14 protein-coding genes are annotated in these 18,301 nt (G+C 33.5%); 8 read left to right on the plus strand and 6 right to left on the minus strand.

Going from position 1 to position 18,301, the window contains the following annotated elements; genetic code table 11:
• Position 1: 1 nt before the first annotated feature.
• Entirely contained in the window at positions 2-1,123 is a 1,122-nt protein-coding gene (locus tag NCC77_RS17405; protein WP_250836739.1) for an N-acetylmuramoyl-L-alanine amidase family protein, read from the minus strand.
• A gap of 82 nt (positions 1,124-1,205) precedes the next feature.
• On the opposite strand from NCC77_RS17405, the gene NCC77_RS17410 reads away from it, so the two are divergent.
• Both NCC77_RS17410 and NCC77_RS17415 read left to right on the plus strand, forming a co-directional pair.
• The gene (locus tag NCC77_RS17410) at positions 1,206-3,908 is read left to right on the plus strand and encodes a putative LPS assembly protein LptD (RefSeq protein ID WP_250836740.1); all 2,703 of its coding nucleotides are present in this window, start codon (positions 1,206-1,208) and stop codon (positions 3,906-3,908) included.
• 30 nt (positions 3,909-3,938) lie between these two features.
• On the plus strand, positions 3,939-4,319 hold the full coding sequence (locus NCC77_RS17415) for a RidA family protein (protein WP_250836741.1): 381 nt from the start codon (positions 3,939-3,941) through the stop codon (positions 4,317-4,319).
• Here the strand turns inward: NCC77_RS17415 and NCC77_RS17420 are convergent.
• The 5 genes from NCC77_RS17420 to NCC77_RS17440 form a co-directional block, all read right to left on the minus strand.
• On the minus strand, positions 4,300-4,674 hold the full coding sequence (locus tag NCC77_RS17420) for a methylglyoxal synthase (RefSeq protein ID WP_095930559.1): 375 nt from the start codon (positions 4,672-4,674) through the stop codon (positions 4,300-4,302). The genes NCC77_RS17415 and NCC77_RS17420 overlap by 20 nt on opposite strands.
• Before the next feature lie 10 nt (positions 4,675-4,684).
• A complete protein-coding gene (locus NCC77_RS17425) occupies positions 4,685-5,536 on the minus strand; it encodes an N-acetylglucosamine kinase (protein WP_095930500.1) in 852 nt (283 codons plus the stop codon).
• A 131-nt stretch (positions 5,537-5,667) separates the two neighbouring features.
• Positions 5,668-6,672: a type I glyceraldehyde-3-phosphate dehydrogenase gene (gap, locus tag NCC77_RS17430; protein WP_012026555.1), complete on the minus strand. Its 1,005-nt coding sequence runs from the start codon at positions 6,670-6,672 to the stop codon at positions 5,668-5,670.
• 93 nt (positions 6,673-6,765) lie between these two features.
• The gene (pfkA, locus tag NCC77_RS17435; RefSeq protein ID WP_095930499.1) at positions 6,766-7,752 is read right to left on the minus strand and encodes a 6-phosphofructokinase; all 987 of its coding nucleotides are present in this window, start codon (positions 7,750-7,752) and stop codon (positions 6,766-6,768) included.
• Between the two features lie 310 nt (positions 7,753-8,062).
• The gene (locus NCC77_RS17440) at positions 8,063-12,616 is read right to left on the minus strand and encodes a translocation/assembly module TamB domain-containing protein (protein ID WP_250836742.1); all 4,554 of its coding nucleotides are present in this window, start codon (positions 12,614-12,616) and stop codon (positions 8,063-8,065) included.
• A gap of 189 nt (positions 12,617-12,805) precedes the next feature.
• On the opposite strand from NCC77_RS17440, the gene tsaD reads away from it, so the two are divergent.
• From tsaD to NCC77_RS17470, 6 genes are all read left to right on the plus strand, one after another.
• Positions 12,806-13,828 (plus strand): tRNA (adenosine(37)-N6)-threonylcarbamoyltransferase complex transferase subunit TsaD, encoded by a 1,023-nt coding sequence (gene tsaD / locus NCC77_RS17445; protein WP_250836743.1) that lies wholly within the window; start codon positions 12,806-12,808, stop codon positions 13,826-13,828.
• Between the two features lie 3 nt (positions 13,829-13,831).
• Complete coding sequence (locus tag NCC77_RS17450; protein WP_250836744.1) at positions 13,832-14,536, plus strand: 16S rRNA (uracil(1498)-N(3))-methyltransferase; 705 nt, start codon at positions 13,832-13,834, stop codon at positions 14,534-14,536.
• 150 nt (positions 14,537-14,686) lie between these two features.
• Positions 14,687-15,325, plus strand: coding sequence for a DUF4159 domain-containing protein (locus tag NCC77_RS17455; protein ID WP_248727527.1), 639 nt, complete (start codon positions 14,687-14,689; stop codon positions 15,323-15,325).
• Positions 15,326-15,335: 10 nt separating this feature from the next.
• A complete protein-coding gene (locus NCC77_RS17460; RefSeq protein WP_250836745.1) occupies positions 15,336-15,833 on the plus strand; it encodes a TrmH family RNA methyltransferase in 498 nt (165 codons plus the stop codon).
• A 286-nt stretch (positions 15,834-16,119) separates the two neighbouring features.
• Positions 16,120-17,085, plus strand: a complete 966-nt coding sequence (locus NCC77_RS17465; protein WP_250836746.1) for a zinc metalloprotease — start codon at positions 16,120-16,122, stop codon at positions 17,083-17,085.
• A gap of 122 nt (positions 17,086-17,207) precedes the next feature.
• Positions 17,208-18,299, plus strand: a complete 1,092-nt coding sequence (locus NCC77_RS17470) for an AI-2E family transporter (RefSeq protein WP_250836747.1) — start codon at positions 17,208-17,210, stop codon at positions 18,297-18,299.
• Positions 18,300-18,301 lie beyond the last annotated feature (2 nt).

Genomic DNA, 18,301 nt, shown 5'->3' on the forward strand with positions numbered 1-18,301 from the left:
ATTATTTAATCGCGTCCTGAATACTGATTTTTTCTCCATCTTTAGTTGCTACTAAAAATGCTGCGCCATATCCTTTACCTTTAGCTTCTTGCAGATATTTTTGAGCGGTTTCGTAACTTGGAGTTTCTTCGTAGAAATATTTATAAATATTATTTTCGTACACCATTGTTACATTTTTCAATCCTTTAAAATTTTTAGGCTCTAAAGGTGTTTTTTTAATACTTGCAATAAGCTGTACTTTAAAAAATGTTCCTTTTGGAGCATTCTTCGCTACTGCAACTGGAGTAGTTGTTTTTGGTTTTGCAGGCGTAGTATCTCTTACGGGCCGACCCTCAGTAGCTTCCGCTCCTGTCCCAAAATATTCACGTTTATAACTTAAAATAGCTTCTGCAATTGCTCTTGCAATATCGTCTTGGCCTTCTTCAGAATTCAGAATATTTCCTTCTGTTGGATTCGATACAAATCCTGTTTCAACCAAAACTCTTGGCATATAAGCTTTATGAAGTACCATAAAAGGAGCTTGCTTCACTCCTCCGTGACGAAGTTTTTTTCCTAATTTCTCAAAATTCTCCTCGATTTTAGTCGCAAGTGTAATACTATTATCTAAATATTCTTCCTGCATCAAAGTCATACCAATCATCGACTCTGGCGAGTTAGGATCGAAACCTTCATATTTACGCTTGTAGTCTTTCTCTAATGTAATTACAGAGTTCTCTTTTTTCGCCGCTTCAAGGTTTGAGGCTACTTTACTTAAACCCATTACATAAGTTTCTGTTCCGTCGGCAGCCGTATTTTTATTTGCATTACAGTGAATAGAAACAAAAATGTTTGAATTTGCACGGTTAGCGATATTAGCTCTTTCAACTAAATCTATAAAAACGTCTGTTTTACGAGTATAAATTACATTAACATTAGGATTAAGCTCTAAAATCTTACCCACTTTCAAAACAATAGCTAAAGCAATATTCTTTTCAATTCGTCCGCTATAAACTGCTCCGAAGTCATGATCTCCATGTCCAGCGTCAAGCGTTACCTTAAACACATTTGACTGACTATGAGCACAAAAGGACGATATTATTAGAAATAAAGTAAATATTACCTTAAATTTGTTAATTCTATTCATAAATCTAAAAGTTAATTTTAATAAAATGCAGCTGTTATAATTTTTAGAATTGATTATTTTTGCCAAAAAATTATATGTAAGTTTGACATGTCAAAAAACAAGCCATAATTTTACAAAAATAGCATTTAAACCTTTGCACACAAACTTATTTAATATCGTTTTAATATCATTTTTCCTAACTATAGGTTGTGGTAATTTATACTCGCAAGAAATAAAAAATAAAAAAAAGCCTTTACCTGCTGTAAAACAAACAGATAAAGAAAATCCTGCCATTACAGACACCATAAAACTAGATACTGTTAAACCCAAAAAGACCTTTTTGGATGGAAAAGTAAGATACAAAGCAAAAGACTATGCTAAAATTGATCAGAAAAAAAAGCTGATCACCTTATATAACGAAGCAGAATTATACTACAAAGATGTCGAATTAAAATCTGGTATAATTGTTCTTAATTATGAAAAAGATGAAGTTTATGCCGGAAGAATTAAAGATTCTGCAGGAGTATTAACTCAATATCCTAACTTTAAACAGGGATCAAGTGAAGTGCAACCAGATTCTATTCGCTTTAATTTTAAAACAAAAAAGGCTTTAATTTATAATTCAAGAACAAAACAAGGCGAATTAAACATTAAGGCTTCTGTTACTAAAAAAGAAAACGACTCTGTATACTTTTTAAAGGGCGCACGTATTACGACTGCTCAAGATATCGATCATCCTGAATACTATTTTCAAACGAGTAGAATTAAGTTTGTCCCAGGCAAAAAAATTGTAGCAGGTTTAACGCAAATGGTAATTGCCGATGTTCCTACTCCACTTGCATTACCTTATGGCTTTTTCCCTTTAAGTAAGGAAAAAAGTGTATCCGGTATTATCATTCCGAGTTATAACGATTCTAATACACGTGGATTTTCATTGCAAAATGGAGGTTATTACTTTGCTTTAAGTGATAATTACGATTTAACCGTACTTGGTGATTATTATACCAACGGAAGTTACGCCATGCGTTTTGAATCTGCATATGCGACAAGATATAAGTATCGAGGAAACGTGAACATTCGTTTTGAAAATTTAATTAGCAGCGAACGCGGTTATCCTGATTATTCAAAACAAAGCATCTACAATATTCAGTGGTCGCATTCTAAAGATACAAAATCGAACCCTAATTCTACTTTCTCTGCTTCTGTCAACATGGGGAGTAGTAAGTACTTTAAACAGTCTATCAACCAAGCCAATATTGGATCGAACTTAAATAACACATTAAGCTCTTCTATTTCTTATAATAAAACATTTAATACGATCCCAGGTTCTCGTATTGCGCTATCTGCAACTCATAGCCAAAATACACAAACAGAAGACATTATTATGACGCTTCCGTCTTTACAAGGAAGTATTGACCGTATCTATCCTTTTGTTGGAAAGAATGGCGTTAAAAAGGGATTAATCAAAAACATCAACTTACAGTACAATGTAAGCGGTAAAAACTATTTCAAAACCAAAGATTCGCTATTTTTCAAACCACAAATGTTTGATGATGCGCAATTAGGGTTGCAGCAGACTATTCCGTTAAGCACGAACTTTAAAATCTTTAAATATTTTAGTGCTGGAGCTTCTACAACTTATCAAGAAACATGGGTAAATAAAACGATTCAAAAAGTTTACGACCCTACTGAAGGACAAACAGTCAATAAAACCGTAAATGGTTTTGATTCCTTTAGAACATACAATTTCAGCACCAATTTAGGTACGACGATTTACGGAACTTTTAATTTTGGAGACGATAAAAGAATCCAATCTATTCGACACGTAATGCGTCCGAGTGTAACTTATGCCTATACTCCAAGTTTTGAAAAATATTACGACACATATGCTGTTGATGCTTCTGGCAGAATTACTTCTGAGTATACGCGATTTGAAAGCGGAATATATGGATCGCCAGGAAAAGACAATTCAAACATTGTTGGTTTTGCTTTGAGCAATACTTTTGAAGCTAAAGTAAGAGATCGAGACAGCACAAAAACAGAACCTAAAAAAATAATGCTGTTAAACAACTTAAACTTTAGCACAAGCTACAATTTTAATGCTGACGGAAAATCAACATTTGGATGGCAGCCTGTATTAGTTAGTGGTGGAACACAGTTTTTTGACAATAAAATGAATATGAACTTTGGTGCTACATTAGATCCTTATGCGATTGATAATGGTGGTAACAAAATTGACAAATTCAACATTGACAATGGCGGAAGTTTATTCAGAATGACAAGTGCAAACGTAACTGTAAACTATTCATTCTCGAATAAAGGAAGCGGAAAAGAAAAAGAACAAAATACACAGAGTCAGCGAAACGGAGGTCGAAGCGATGACTTATTTGGTACCAATACCGACTTAAATGACAGCCGTAACAGTCAGTTTGCCAATGAACCCGAAAAAGATGATGTAATCACAGAATTCTTCAATTCGAAAGTTCCGTGGGATATGACACTTGCCTATTCGTTAACCTATTCAAACATCAAACGAGAAAGCACTATTTCTGGAAACTCTATCATGGTTTCTATTAATACAGATCTTACCCCTAAATGGAAAGCTGGGGTTTCTACAGGATACGATTTTGTGCAAAAAGGAGTTACCTTTACACAATTCCGTTTTGAAAGAGATTTGTTAAGCTGGAGAATGGCCTTTAACTGGCAGCCCTTGGGTACAAATTCTAACTGGAACTTCTTCATCGGAATTAAATCTGGTATGCTTAGCGATATCAAATGGAACAAACGAAGCGTTTCAAATAGATAATATACTTTCGAATCAAAATAAAATTTTATTATGAAAAAGATCATTTTCACCGAGAAAGCTCCGGCTCCAATCGGGCCTTATAATCAAGCCGTATTATCTGGAAACACACTTTATGCTTCTGGACAAATTGCAATCAATCCTGAGTCAGGAGAGTTGGTTACAGACAACATTAATGACGAGACTAATCAGGTTATGCAAAACATTGCCGCTATTCTTGAAGCAGCAGGTATGACATTTGAAAATGTTGTTAAGTCAACTATCTTCATCATGGACATGAATAACTTTGGAGCAATAAACACGGTTTACGGTTCTTATTTTAACGAAAAAACCGCTCCAGCTCGTGAAACGGTTCAAGTGGCTTGTTTGCCAAAAAATGTTAATGTAGAAATTTCTATAATCGCTGTGCAATAGCATCTAATAATAATTGTGCCGTTGCTTCATTGGTTGCCAGCGGCACATTATGCACATCGCAAACACGAATTAGCATATTAATATCAGCTTCATGCGGATGGCTTGACAAAGGATCTTTAAAAAAGAAAACCATCTGCGTAATTCCTTCCGCTACTCTTCCTGCAATTTGCGCATCGCCTCCAAGAGGTCCAGATAGCATTCTTTGAGTTTTAAACCCCGCAGCTTCTGCTTTTCCTCCCGTAGTACCAGTACCAATAAGCCTTATCTTTTCATTATGCAAAACAGCTTCATTTTTGATTAGGAAATCAATTAAATCCGCTTTTTTTCCATCATGAGCAATAATGGCAATTTCCATAAAACCAGAACTATTGATTAGCGACATGGTAAGCAATTAATCCGTCAATAGGCCTTCTTAAAACATTACCCAATTGAAGTTCATATTTGTTAAATGTCTCTTGTAATTCGTCTTTCAAGTAAAATGCAATAGAACCAACAAAATGTACCGGAACTTCTTTGCAGTTATCAAATTGTTTGATGTAATTCTTAACGAATGACTTCATTCCTTTGAAGATGATTTTTCTACAGAACTCAGTGTCTTTATGCTTAATTAAGAATTTAGCGTAAGTAGCTAAATAAGCATTAGGATTTGGTTCTTTATATAATTTGTTTTTAATAAAATCCGGATCAACGTCGTACTCTTTTTCAAGTTCAACAGCCAATTCTTTAGGCATTTTATTAAAATAGTATTTTCTAATTAGTTCTTTTCCAAAAACATTACCACTACAATCATCCATAACAATGTATCCTAATGATTGTACTTTTTGATGCAATACTTTTCCATCAAAATAACTGCAGTTAGAACCTGTTCCTAAGATTGAAACTATTGCCTCTTCTCCTTTTGGAGTTGTTGCATAAACAGCTGCATAAGTATCTTCTTGAACGTCTACAATTGCGTTAGAAAAATATTCTTGAAAAATTCTTTTCAACCACTCTTTCATTCTATCTGTACCACATCCGGCACCGTAAAAGAATAAATGTGTAGCATTTTTTTTATTTTGTAAGATATCAAAACGGTCATTTAATCTTTCGATAATTTCTGGCTCGTCTAGAATTTCAGGATTTAATCCTAAAGTTTGTGTTGTGAATAATACTTTTCCATTATCATCTATCGCAATCCAATCGGCTTTAGTAGATCCACTGTCAACTATTAATTTCATTTGTTTCGTTTTTGGAATTAGGTTTCTCTATTCTTAATTTAAAAGTGTACTTTTTACATTAATTATAGAAGTAACAAAATAAGAAAATCCCGTTATTGTAAAGTAACGGGATTTTGCAAAAATATATATTATTATTTTAAACCTGCAATATGTACAGATAAATCGATTAATTTGCTTGAGTATCCGTACTCATTGTCATACCAAGAAACTAATTTGAAGAAAGTCGAATTTAAACCGATTCCTGCACCAGCATCAACGATAGAAGTTCTTTTATCTGAAATAAAGTCTTGAGAAACAACTGCATCCTCAGTGTATCCTAAGATACCTTTCATTTCGTTTTCTGAAGCTTTTTTCAATACAGCCAAGATTTCTTCGTAAGTAGTTTCTTTAGCCACTTTTACAGTTAAATCTACAACAGAAACGTCAGCAGTAGGTACACGGAAAGACATTCCAGTTAATTTTCCATTCAAAGATGGGATAACTTTTCCAACCGCTTTAGCAGCACCTGTTGAAGAAGGAATGATGTTGATTGCAGCAGCACGTCCACCTCTCCAGTCTTTTCTAGAAGGTCCGTCAGCTGTCATTTGAGTTGAAGTAGTTGCGTGAACAGTAGTCATTAAACCTTCAACGATTTCGAAATTATCGTGGATAACTTTAGCTAATGGAGCTAAACAGTTTGTAGTACAAGAAGCGTTAGAAACAACTAAATCAGAAGCTTTTGCAGTTTCGTGGTTTACTCCCATTACAAACATTGGAGCATCAGCAGAAGGAGCAGAAATGATAACTTTCTTAGCTCCACCTTTTAAGTGCTCGCTTGCAGTTTCGATAGTTGTGAAGATACCAGTACATTCCGCTACTACATCTACATCAACTTCGTTCCATTTTAAGTCAGCAGGATTTCTTTCTGCAGTGATACGGATATTTCTTCCGTTTACATATAGTTTTCCTTCTTTAACTTCTACAGTTCCGTTGAAACGACCGTGAACTGAATCATATTTTAATAAATAAGCTAAGTGGTCTACGTCTAACAAGTCATTGATTGCAACAACTTCTACATTATCTCTATTGAAAGACTCTCTAAAAACGATTCTTCCGATACGTCCAAATCCGTTTATTCCTAATTTTACTTTTGACATTTTACTAAATTTTTTGCTTTTGTTTTTATTACACTAATTCAAAGTCTAATTTCCTCACAATAAACTTCTCTCTCTTTTTAAACTTTATATTGGTTATGTCGACATGATGTCAGACACTCTTAATAATTCTCTATCAATTTCTGATTTCCCTTTAATAGCTTGCTCAAGCGGCGTTAAAATCACTTTATCTTCACGAAGTCCAACCATATAGTTCGATTTTCCTTCAATTAAAGATTCAACTGCTTTAACTCCTAAACGGCTTGCCAAAACACGGTCAAAACAAGATGGCGAACCACCACGCTGCATGTGCCCTAATACAGAAACACGTACATCATATTCTGGTAAATTAGCTTCAACATAATCTTTTAATTCGAATACGTTTTTACCAATTTTATCTCCTTCTGCAATTACAACAATACTAGATGATTTTCCTGATGCTTTACTTTTTTGAAGTGAATCTAAAAGACGATCTAAACCTAAATCTTCTTCAGGAATAAGAATTTCTTCTGCTCCTGCACCAATACCAGCGTTAAGAGCAATATGACCCGCATCTCTACCCATAACCTCTACAAAGAAAAGACGGTTATGAGAACTTGCTGTGTCTCTAATTTTATCGATACAGTCTACAACAGTATTTAAAGCCGTGTCGTACCCTAAAGTAAAACTTGTACCATAAATATCATTGTCAATTGTACCAGGAATTCCCATTATTGGGAAATCGAATTCTGAATTAAAAATTAATCCTCCAGTAAAACTACCATCACCGCCAATAACAACTAAAGCATCTACACCAGCCTTAACTAGGTTTTCGTGTGCTTTCTTTCTACCTTCAGGGGTTCTAAACTCAACTGAACGAGCCGATTTTAAGATCGTTCCACCTTTGTTTACAATATTATTTACGCTTCGTGGTCCCATTTCTTTGAAGTCACCTTCAATCATTCCCTGGTACCCTCTATAAATTCCGATGCATTCTATATTATGGTATGCGCAAGTTCGAACAACTGATCGTATTGCAGCATTCATTCCAGGTGAATCTCCTCCTGAGGTAAGAACACCTACTTTTTTTATTGTTTTTGGCATTATTTAAGTATTAAAGTGTAAAATTAGCAAACATTCAGCACTTTTCGGGTTACGATTATCATAAATTAATAAAATCTGTTAAATTCAAACGTTTTCGTTAATAAGTTTTTTCTAGGAAAAAATTTCATTAAAAATAATAAAACCGTATTTTTTTAATTAAATCGTCAAAATTAACAATACCCTGATGAAGTGTTATAAAAATCAGAATTTCCCGCTCACTTGGAAAATTCTATTAGAGCGCCTAAATTTAGCACAAAAAAAACCATTATCGAGAATAATGGTTTTATAAATGTCTATTTTTAACAAAGTGTTAATAATCGTTGTCTGGAATCAGCCCCTGATTGTTATTATTTGGAGTTTGTGTTTGCGACTGCTCCTTTTTCTTCTTTTCTTCTTCTTTCTTTCTTTTCTCCTCGTCTTCTTTTGCTTTCTTTTTATTTTTCTCTGAATCTTTTTTACTTGTAAAATTCATATAATCCGGATTTAGATAAGAATCCTGCATTTGATCGGCAGAAGAACCTTTTACTGCTTTTTCAATTTTATGGCTTTTAAACAGCTTATTGACAAGCTCGCTAAAGGTATCAAAATCTACTTCGTACGAAATACCGACTCCTTGCGTATAACCAATTCCTTGTCCTATATAATTAATATCATTTTCTTTATTGAATAAGCGAAGGTTCATCGTGCCATCTTCATTTACACGATACAAAATCTCAATATCTCCCACAATAGCCGATTCGTTTACACCTCCAACAGGAACTCCCAATTTACCATTGATTGTAATTCGTTCATTTACCTGAGATGATATATTGGCCACAAACTGACCGTCAACCTCCTGTCCTGTTCTTCTATCTGCTGCAATATAATTTAAGTCGATGTTTACTTTATCATTATCCGATTTGATAATTCCACCCAGTAGACTTGAAGCCGTCTCTGTTAATGTTCCAGAGAAATCTCCTTGGCTGAATCCATCGGTACTCATAAAGGAACCAGTTGACAATAAATAAAGCGCTTGTGTCTGACGAATATCTTTATCATCCAATTTATACTGTATTTCCGATTTTAAAACATTACTTACTGATGGGAACTGAATATCAAAATTAGGTTCTGGACTAGCCAAATCTCCTCTCAACCCAATAACAACTTCTACAGGAACTTTTTTATTGAACGAAGAAGTATTATCTAAAAGCACCGCTGGATTGGCCTGTGTTTTATAAACGGCTTCCAAATTCAGTTGGGCACGCATTGGGTTTCCTTCCCAAATAATAGAACCTCCTTTTTTAACCGTAAACTTTTTATCGATAAGTCCGCCATATTTAAAGTTATAAGTTCCTTCGTATGCCTGGAAATCCCCCCACATATTAAACTTACCCAAAGTATTAATTTTAAATAAAAGCGATCCGTATCCTTTTCCTTTCATACCATGACCCGAATTTCGATCTAGAATAACTTCTACTTCAGCATCTGGCGTAATATCAAAATCAAATTCTAGCTCAAGTCCATTATAATCTCTGGTTTTTTCTACAATTCCATTGGCGAGATTATACTTTTCTTTTGGTGTCACAAAATGAATCCAGCTGCTTTCTCCAACACTTTGCGTATTATTAATTGGAATCTTAACCTCGGTTCCTTTTTCAGATTTTGCATCTACCTTAATAAACAGAGCATCAACAGGACCTTTTATACTGGCAGATCCGTTTATAAATGCAGTTCCAAAATAGGCTGCATCATCACTATCTTTTGTATCAAGCGCTACTAATCGTTTAGAAGTAATATTCAAATCTAATTTCCAATCTCCAAAATTATTATGCTCAATACTTCCGTTCAACAAACCTTTTGTGTTGTATTTAGTATCCGTCAGCTGATTATTTCTAAACAAGAACTTCTCGTTTGTTAAATCAATTACCGTTCGATCGCTAAGTTCGTAATCTGTATTTAGGTACGGAATGGTCATTCCTGCCTTTTCTACATACAAACGACCGTTGATTTCTGGTTTTTTCAAATTCCCAATAACAGCAGCATTTCCAGAAACAGAACCACGAACATTAGATAAAACATCTCCACCGATAGTTCCTAACGTAGCCAAATTGAAACCTTCAAGTTTCAAGCTCATATCCATAACTGTTTCTTTATTCTCTACAGCAAAAGTTCCGTTTGCCCTAAACGATTCGGTAAAGCCATTTTGAATCGATGAATTAACTGTAAACTTTTTAAAACTTTCATCTCCAGAAATATCAAAATTAAGCGTGCCTAATTCTGTTTTATTCATAACCAGATGGTCGATTTTTATGGATGCCGTGGGCTGATAAACATTTTTATTCTGCTTATAATTGACATTTCCATTCAAATTACCATCAAATACAAACTTGGAATTTACAGGTGTAATTTTATTAATATCAACATCTTCAAAAGTCAGTTCGAGATCTTTATAATCGGATCCTTTTATCACTCCGTTTAAATCAATTTTTTGGTTTTCGTGAGATAAAACGATATTATCAAATGTGAAGTTTTTAAAAAATTGATCAATTATAATCTGATTATCCTTTTCAGCATCTTCATTTAAGTACCAGATATAATCCTTAAACTTCATTTCAGATTTCTTGATCCCGACAATATTGTTTTTACTCTTATCTATAGTATGGTATAAATCCAGATTAAAGTAATCCTCACCCTGATTTCCTCCTTTAAACTCCGAACGCACATAAAGAGTATCGTTTGATGTGACATTAATCAAATTGAAATCACGTATTTTATAATAAGGCGTCTTAATACTATCTAATTCGACATAAGCATTATAAAGCGGGTTTTTATTATCAATATTAATACGGATATTATCAAAGGTATTTTTGTCTGCTGTAATTTTTTTAGATCTAAATCGAAATTTAAATTCTTGCAAATCCGAATCTATCTTTCCGCGCACAACGGTAGAGGAATCAATATTAATTTGGGGATAAAGCATTTCGACCACTTTATCATAAACACGGAAATTAAATCGTAAAAACTGCCCTTTTCTAACTTTATAAGGCTTGTAATTGGTATATAAACTACCGACAGAATTCATAACCAATTTATCCAATTGATCAAATCTAAATTTACCCACAATTTTTCCGTCAACCACATCATTCGAACTAATCGTGATGGTTCTCAAACGATCGGCATCAAAACTGGAGTTCAAATTCACTTGATCAAAAGCATAAGTCGATTTTGGGTTTTCATATTCTGCATCATTAATAAAAATGTCTCCTTGCAGATTTTCGATAGAATTTCCAGTTAATTGAACGACAACATCTCCTTTAAAACGCGAAATTGAATCTTTGACAAACTTAAGTTTTCGCAAATCAGAATTTTCAACATTGATATGAAAATCATAACGATTTTCTTTTTTGCTCAAATCCAGTAAACCATCAAAACTTAAATTCAAGTTTGGATCGTTTATCGCAATTTGCCCTTTATAATAAGGAAGCTTAAAGTTTCCGTTTACTACTATATTATTGTAGGTATATTTATTGTAATCTAGTTTCGCAATATCTCCTTTAATAACGGTATTCAAATATTTCTCAGTAAAACCAACTCCATCCACATCAAGATTCAATGTAGTTCTGCCAATATCTTTTCTACTTAAAACAGTTCCGACATCAAAATTCGTTAAAATTATATTCCCAGAATAAGAAGCGCGATCAATAAAGTCCATATTATTCATATGAAGATCAACCTGTCCGTTCCCTATATCAGTAGCAATTTTAAAAGCTGTTTCTAGTTCTGTGGTCGTTACTTTTGCTTTTCCGACGATATTAAACTTACCGATTTTCTTCATTTCCTTCGGAAGTCTTTTTCCTAAAACTCCTGGAAGCAAAATCACCAAATCATCATAACTAGAAAGCAGTTTATCAAATTTTCCATCCATAGAAAACTTCTGCTCTTTGCTGCCTAAAAGATTTCTAAAATTGATTGTCCCGTTAATTTTTGATCCGTTTGTATCGCTCAATCTTAACTTTGTAAGCGTCATATTATTTAGCGGACCATCTAGCTTTGTTTTCAGTTTAAAATGCTGATTTTTCCCCAAACCATCACAAAAATGACGAATATCGTTTGTTGCAATAGAAGAAGAATCTATCACAACATTAAATCGAACTTTATCTGTAAAGTCAAGAAAATCTGACGGTTTATAATTTAAGATGGCTAAACCATAAATAGAGGATCTTTTGGTTTTAATAGCCAGATTTTCAACTTTAATCTGTTTTTTAGTATAACTAAATTTTCCCGCAAAATTAGAAACATACAAACCGCGGTGATCCATAAAAGAAAACCGGTGAATATTTGTATTTACATCTGGCCCATACAATTTAAACTCACTGATATAGGCATTTAGCTTTGTAAAATCCAGAAATTGAGGTGTAGTTTTATTTTCATCGACAACAGAAAACCTTCCTTTTTCGATATAAGCATTCTTTGCCGTTAGCAAAAAATGTTTCGTCGACTTTTTCTTAGGAGTATTTTCAACTTCAAAAGCCTGTATAAACTTATTGATGTTGTTCTCGTCTTCTCCCTTGTAGGTTTTCAGATTAAAAATCAAACCTGTTAAACGCAAATCTCCAAAAATTAAATCTCCGTCCAACAATCTGCTAAAACTGGCAATATCGGTAGTAATGATATCCGAATAAATCATCGTTTTTTTATGATGATCTAAAATCGTTACATTCTTCAATTTTACTCCGCCAAAAATATTGATTGCCGTTTTTTCAACATTAATATTAACCTTGTAATCTTCGTTCAATGAGTTGGTAACATAATTGGCAATCTGTGTCTGAACGACAGGAAGAGATAGTATGATAGCGAGCGCTAACAAAAGTAAAAGCAACCCCATTAGGATTCGTGATATTATTTTTTTTACTTTTTTGATAGCTTCTTTAATTTTAGTTTTTCTTTTAATTTATTTTGAACAGACAAAGTACGGCTGTTTTTGATAAAAATTCTTTAATTTTGGGGCACTGCTTAAATCAAAGAAATATAATCGTTTGATTTGTCAAATATAATTCAAAATTTGTGCCTTTATATGCAAAATCCAGAGGTTTTTATTCTAGCCATCGAAAGTTCATGCGATGATACTGCTGCCGCGGTTTTACATAACGGCAAAGTATTGTCAAATGTTGTTGCCAATCAATTAATTCATAATCAATACGGAGGTGTTGTTCCTGAATTGGCTTCCCGAGCACATCAGCAGAATATTGTCCCTGTAATAGATGCTGCACTTCGTAAAGCAAATGTACAAAAAGAACAGTTAAGCGCAATCGCGTTTACGCAAGGACCAGGATTAATGGGCTCTTTATTGGTGGGGACTTCCTTCAGTAAATCATTGTCATTGGCTTTAAATGTGCCGCTAATTGCTGTAAATCATATGCATGCTCATATCTTAGCTCATTTTATTGATGAAGAAGGATATGATAAACCAGAATTTCCTTTTTTAGCTTTAACCATTAGCGGAGGACATACTCAGATTGTAAAAGTGAATAGTTTTTTTGATATGGAAATTATTGGAGAAACCACAGACGATGCTGTAGGTGAAGCATTTGACAAAAGCGCTAAAATTCTTGGACTTCCTTATCCTGGCGGACCGTTGATTGATAAATATGCAAAAGAAGGAAATCCGAAAGCTTTTCCTTTTACCAAACCAAAAGTTCCGGGATTAGATTTTAGCTTCTCCGGATTAAAAACAGCTATTTTGTATTTCATTCAAAAAAACAAACAGCAGAATCCGAATTTTATTGAAGAAAATCTGACTGATATTTGTGCTTCTATTCAGCATACGATTATTGAAATTTTAATGGATAAAATTAAATTAGCCGTAAAAGAAACCGGAATTACACAAATTGCAATTGGCGGTGGAGTTTCTGCAAATTCAGGAATTAGAAATACGCTGAAAGAGACCGAAAGCAAATACGGCTGGAAAACTTTTATTCCGAAATTTGAATATACAACAGACAATGCTGCAATGATTGGAATTGTAGGATACCAAAAATACTTATCTAATCGTTTTGAAACTTCTGCTGTGGTTTCTAAAGCAAGAATCGAATTTTAAATCATGCAGTTATTTTTTAATCCGAATATAGACGAAACAACCGAAAGTTTTTCTTTTGATAAAGAAGAAAGCCGTCATATTATAAAAGTCCTTAGAAAAAAAGATGCAGATATTCTGTATGTTACCAATGGTTCTGGGCTATTGTTTGAAACTCAGATTACATTGGCTTCAGACAATAAATGTATTGTTGAAGTCCTTAACATTACGAATGCCGAAAAACCAAAGTTTAATTTGCACTTGGCTGTTGCGCCAACTAAAATGAACGATCGTTTTGAATGGTTTCTGGAAAAAGCTACCGAAATTGGAATTCAGGAAATCACGCCTATTTTCTGTGATCGTTCTGAAAGAAAAGTGATTAATCGAGATCGTTTTGAAAAAATCATTCTTTCGGCAATGAAACAATGCAACGAAACATTTCTTCCGAAATTAAATGAAGCTATTTCGTTGAAAGAATTCATTAAGCAAAAGCAAAATGGCTTGCAGTTAATTGCACATTGCGAAGAAACCGACAAAAAATCGTTGAAAGAAGTTTTAAAACCAAATGAAGATGTTACGATCTTAATTGGGCCAGAAGGCGATTTTTCTGAAAAAGAAATTGAATTGGCATTAGAAAACAATTACAAACCCGTAGCTTTAGGAAATACACGTTTACGAACAGAAACAGCTGCTGTTGTGGCTTGTCATAGTGTTGTTTTTTTTAATGAATAATTAACCGCAAAGTTTGTCATCCTGAGGAACGAAGGATCTCACTCGATTAGACAAAGATTGGCGACAAACGGTGAGGAATTTCTAGTGTGATCCTTCGTTCCTCAGGATGACAAAAGAAGCCTTTTAAACATATAAGAGCATTAAACTTACATGAAAAAAATATTTTACCTATTATTCCTTTTTTCAATCTCTTCTTTTTCACAAGAAATTGCTTTGCTTAAATACAGCGGTGGTGGCGACTGGTATGCAAATCCTACTTCTTTGCCTAATCTGATTAGTTTTTGCAACGCAAATATTAATACTCGCATCAAAAACAAACCTTCGACTGTAGAACCAAGCAATCCAGATTTATTTTCGTATCCGTTTGTGCACATGACCGGACACGGAAATGTAGTTTTTAGCGATGCCGACGTAACAAATTTGAGAAATTATCTTACTGCTGGCGGTTTTCTGCATATTGATGACAATTACGGAATGGATCAATTTATTAGAAAAGAAATCAAAAAGATATTCCCAAATAATAGTTTAGTTGAAATTCCAGCGAATCATCCTATTTTTCAGAAACCTTTCCCTTTTCCAAACGGATTGCCGAAAATTCACGAACACGACGGAACGCGTCCGCAAGCATTTGGAATTTTTATAGATAATAAACTGGTTTTACTTTATACTTACGAATGTGACTTAGGCGATGGCTGGGAAGATCCCGAAGTTCATAATGACCCTGCAAACGTAAGAGACAAAGCCTTAAAAATGGGCGCAAACATTATCAATTATATTTTTACTAATTAAATTTTAGAAGGTGCAACTGACTCACGAAGAAAATCAATTTGAGAGAAAAACATTTCCCATTACATTAGTTTGCGATCATATTTACTTTCAGCAGAATATTGGTTCTTTGTTCCGAATTTCGGAAGCTTTTGGAGTTGAAAATATTATTTTCTACGGAAAAGATATTCCGCTTACACCTCGTAAAATCAATAAAACTTCCCGAAGCACGCATCTTCATGTAGCACATTCTGTTGTTGAAGATTTTACTGCGCTTCAATCTTTTCTACTGGATAATGATTTTGAAATTATCTCTCTAGAAATAGCTTCTAATAGCAAACCTTTAAAAGAAGTTATTATTCCAAAAAATAAAAAAATAGCGCTTTTAATAGGAAGCGAAATCAACGGAATATCTGAAGAACTTCTAAAACTTTCACACCAAATCGTGCATATCAATATGTTTGGCAAAAACAGCAGTATGAATGTGGTTCAGGCTGCGAGTATTGCGCTTTATGAGATTATTTCTTTGTAAAAAATTCTCTTTCTATTCATTTTATTTCATTTTTAAATCAATTTACTCATTTTAAATTATCGATAAACGACAGATAATCACGACGAAATGCATTTTAAAAACACAAAAGAAAGAAAAAACTTATTAATATTTTTTAGTCAAATTTTGTAGGAATCAGTGTTTGTAAGGGTTTGTAAAATTTCTGACAAAATATTCTTTGTAATATTTTTCCACAATATTTTTTTGTTATAAAATTGCTGCAATGTTTAACTAATCAACAATTTTATAACAAAAAACCCAAATTATTATGAAAAAAGTTATTATTACCACATTTGTAGCCTTAATGCTATTTGCTTGTCAAAATGACCAATCAGCAGATTCTGCTAATCCAGATGCGAGTGTTGCTTCTAGAAGAGGATGCGCAACACAAGACGTTTTAGAAGCGCAATTAAAAGCTGATCCATCATTGGCTATTAGAATGAACGAAATTGAAACTTTTACTGCAACACATGCAGGTTCAAATTTTACAGGCCGTTTGGTAAATGGAAAAATCGAAATTCCAGTTGTAGTGAATGTTCTTTACAGAACTGCTGCACAAAACATTTCGGACGCACAAATTCAATCACAAATTGATGTTTTAAACAAAGATTTTAATGCTTTAAACTCAGATTACAATAATGTACCAGCATTATTCTCAGGAGTTAAAGCTAACATTGGAATTACTTTTGTTTTAGACCAAGTTATTAGAAAATCTACAACTAAAACTTCTTGGGGAACAAATGATGCAATGAAAAAAACTGCTCAAGGAGGAATTGCTCCTACTTCTCCAACTACAAAATTAAACATGTGGTCTTGCAACATTGGAGGCGGAATTTTAGGATATGCTCAATTTCCTGGAGGTTCTTCTGCAACTGACGGAGTGGTAATAGATCCTCGTTATTTCGGTTTATCTGGTGCAGCAAACGCACCGTTCAACTTAGGAAGAACTGCCACACACGAAGTAGGCCATTGGATGAATTTACGTCATATTTGGGGAGATGCAACTTGCGGAAGCGATCTTGTTGCTGACACTCCTACTCACAATGAGGAAAACTATGGAGTTCCTGCATATCCACACTACAGCACTTGCTCTGGAACACCTGTAGAAATGACAATGAACTACATGGATTATGTTGACGATGCTGCAATGTACATGTTTTCAACTGGTCAAAAAAACAGAATATCGGCTATTTTTACGACTGGAGGAGCTAGAGCCTCTTTTGCACAACCATAATAAAAAAACTTAATTAAAGGCGAGATGAAATCATCTCGCCTTTTTTTTGCCAATTATTTTAGAACTCCCGAAAATTAGAAATATAAATGCTTTTCCTTATATTTATAATCTAAATTTTAAGCATGATCACGTCAAAAACTATTTCAAACGGAATTTTAAGAGCTTTAGCTACAATCTTAATAATTGGCATCATTTTATACTTTTTATATGAAATACAAACTGTTATTGTTTATTTGTGCATTTCTTTAATACTATGTTTAATTGCGAATCCGTTAGTTTTATTTTTAAAGAATAAATTAAAATTCAGCAATTCGTTGGCGGCTACCACCACCATCATCCTTTTTATATTTCTAATTGTAGGTTTCATCCTTTTGTTTGTTCCTTTAATTATCTCTCAAGCCAATAATTTAGCATTACTAGATACTGCACATCTTCAAACTAATTTTATAGAGGCAGAAAGACATCTTGAGGAGTACTTTAATATTCAGCATATTGATTTAAATAAAGTGATAAAAGATTCTAAACTTACTTCTGTTTTAGATTTCAGTTATTTTACAGGATTCATCAATTCGATAATCAATTTTATGGCCAATATGGGAATGGGATTGGTTTCTGTGTTTTTTATTACTTTCTTTTTTATTAAAGATCAGGATATCTTTAAAGATCAGGCAAGAAGAATACTACCAGACTCCAATGAGGATAAAATTTTAAGTTCTATTACTAAAATAAATCATCTACTGACTCGCTATTTTATTGGTTTATTATTGCAATTAATCGTTGTTTTTATTCTTTACTTAATTGTCTTACTGATCTTTGGAAATAAAAATGCTTTTGTGATTGCTTTCTTATGTGCCATTCTAAATATAATACCCTATCTGGGACCAATTATCGGAACCACTTTGGCTGGGCTATTAACCATGATAAGTATGATTGGGAAAGATTTTCAATCAGAAATTCTTCCTACAACTATTTATGTAATTATTGGTTTTTTAGTGGTTCAGGCCATTGACAATAATGTTAGCCAGCCTATAATTTCATCAAAAAGTGTAAATTCGCACCCATTAGAAATATTCTTGGTTATCTTAATCAGCGGTATTACGTTTGGAATTGTGGGTATGATTATAGCCATTCCTGTTTTTACAATGATTAAAGTAATTTTAAAAGAATTTTTTCCTAATAATAAAATTGTCTCCGTATTAACCGAAAGAATTTAGCA

The sequence above is a fragment of the Flavobacterium tyrosinilyticum genome, assembly GCF_023656565.1.
Taxonomy (GTDB): Bacteria; Bacteroidota; Bacteroidia; order Flavobacteriales; family Flavobacteriaceae; genus Flavobacterium; species Flavobacterium tyrosinilyticum.

Excerpts from the sequence above, each read along its gene's own strand:
- NCC77_RS17405 (WP_250836739.1), bottom strand. The coding sequence starts at position 1,123 with ATGAATAGAATTAACAAATTTAAGGTAATATTTACTTTATTTCTAATA.
- NCC77_RS17415 (WP_250836741.1), top strand. The coding sequence starts at position 3,939 with ATGAAAAAGATCATTTTCACCGAGAAAGCTCCGGCTCCAATCGGGCCT.
- NCC77_RS17420 (WP_095930559.1), bottom strand. The coding sequence starts at position 4,674 with ATGGAAATTGCCATTATTGCTCATGATGGAAAAAAAGCGGATTTAATT.
- NCC77_RS17425 (WP_095930500.1), bottom strand. The coding sequence starts at position 5,536 with ATGAAATTAATAGTTGACAGTGGATCTACTAAAGCCGATTGGATTGCG.
- gap (WP_012026555.1), bottom strand. The coding sequence starts at position 6,672 with ATGTCAAAAGTAAAATTAGGAATAAACGGATTTGGACGTATCGGAAGA.
- pfkA (WP_095930499.1), bottom strand. The coding sequence starts at position 7,752 with ATGCCAAAAACAATAAAAAAAGTAGGTGTTCTTACCTCAGGAGGAGAT.
- NCC77_RS17440 (WP_250836742.1), bottom strand. The coding sequence starts at position 12,616 with ATGGGGTTGCTTTTACTTTTGTTAGCGCTCGCTATCATACTATCTCTT.
- tsaD (WP_250836743.1), top strand. The coding sequence starts at position 12,806 with ATGCAAAATCCAGAGGTTTTTATTCTAGCCATCGAAAGTTCATGCGAT.
- NCC77_RS17450 (WP_250836744.1), top strand. The coding sequence starts at position 13,832 with ATGCAGTTATTTTTTAATCCGAATATAGACGAAACAACCGAAAGTTTT.
- NCC77_RS17455 (WP_248727527.1), top strand. The coding sequence starts at position 14,687 with ATGAAAAAAATATTTTACCTATTATTCCTTTTTTCAATCTCTTCTTTT.
- NCC77_RS17465 (WP_250836746.1), top strand. The coding sequence starts at position 16,120 with ATGAAAAAAGTTATTATTACCACATTTGTAGCCTTAATGCTATTTGCT.
- NCC77_RS17470 (WP_250836747.1), top strand. The coding sequence starts at position 17,208 with ATGATCACGTCAAAAACTATTTCAAACGGAATTTTAAGAGCTTTAGCT.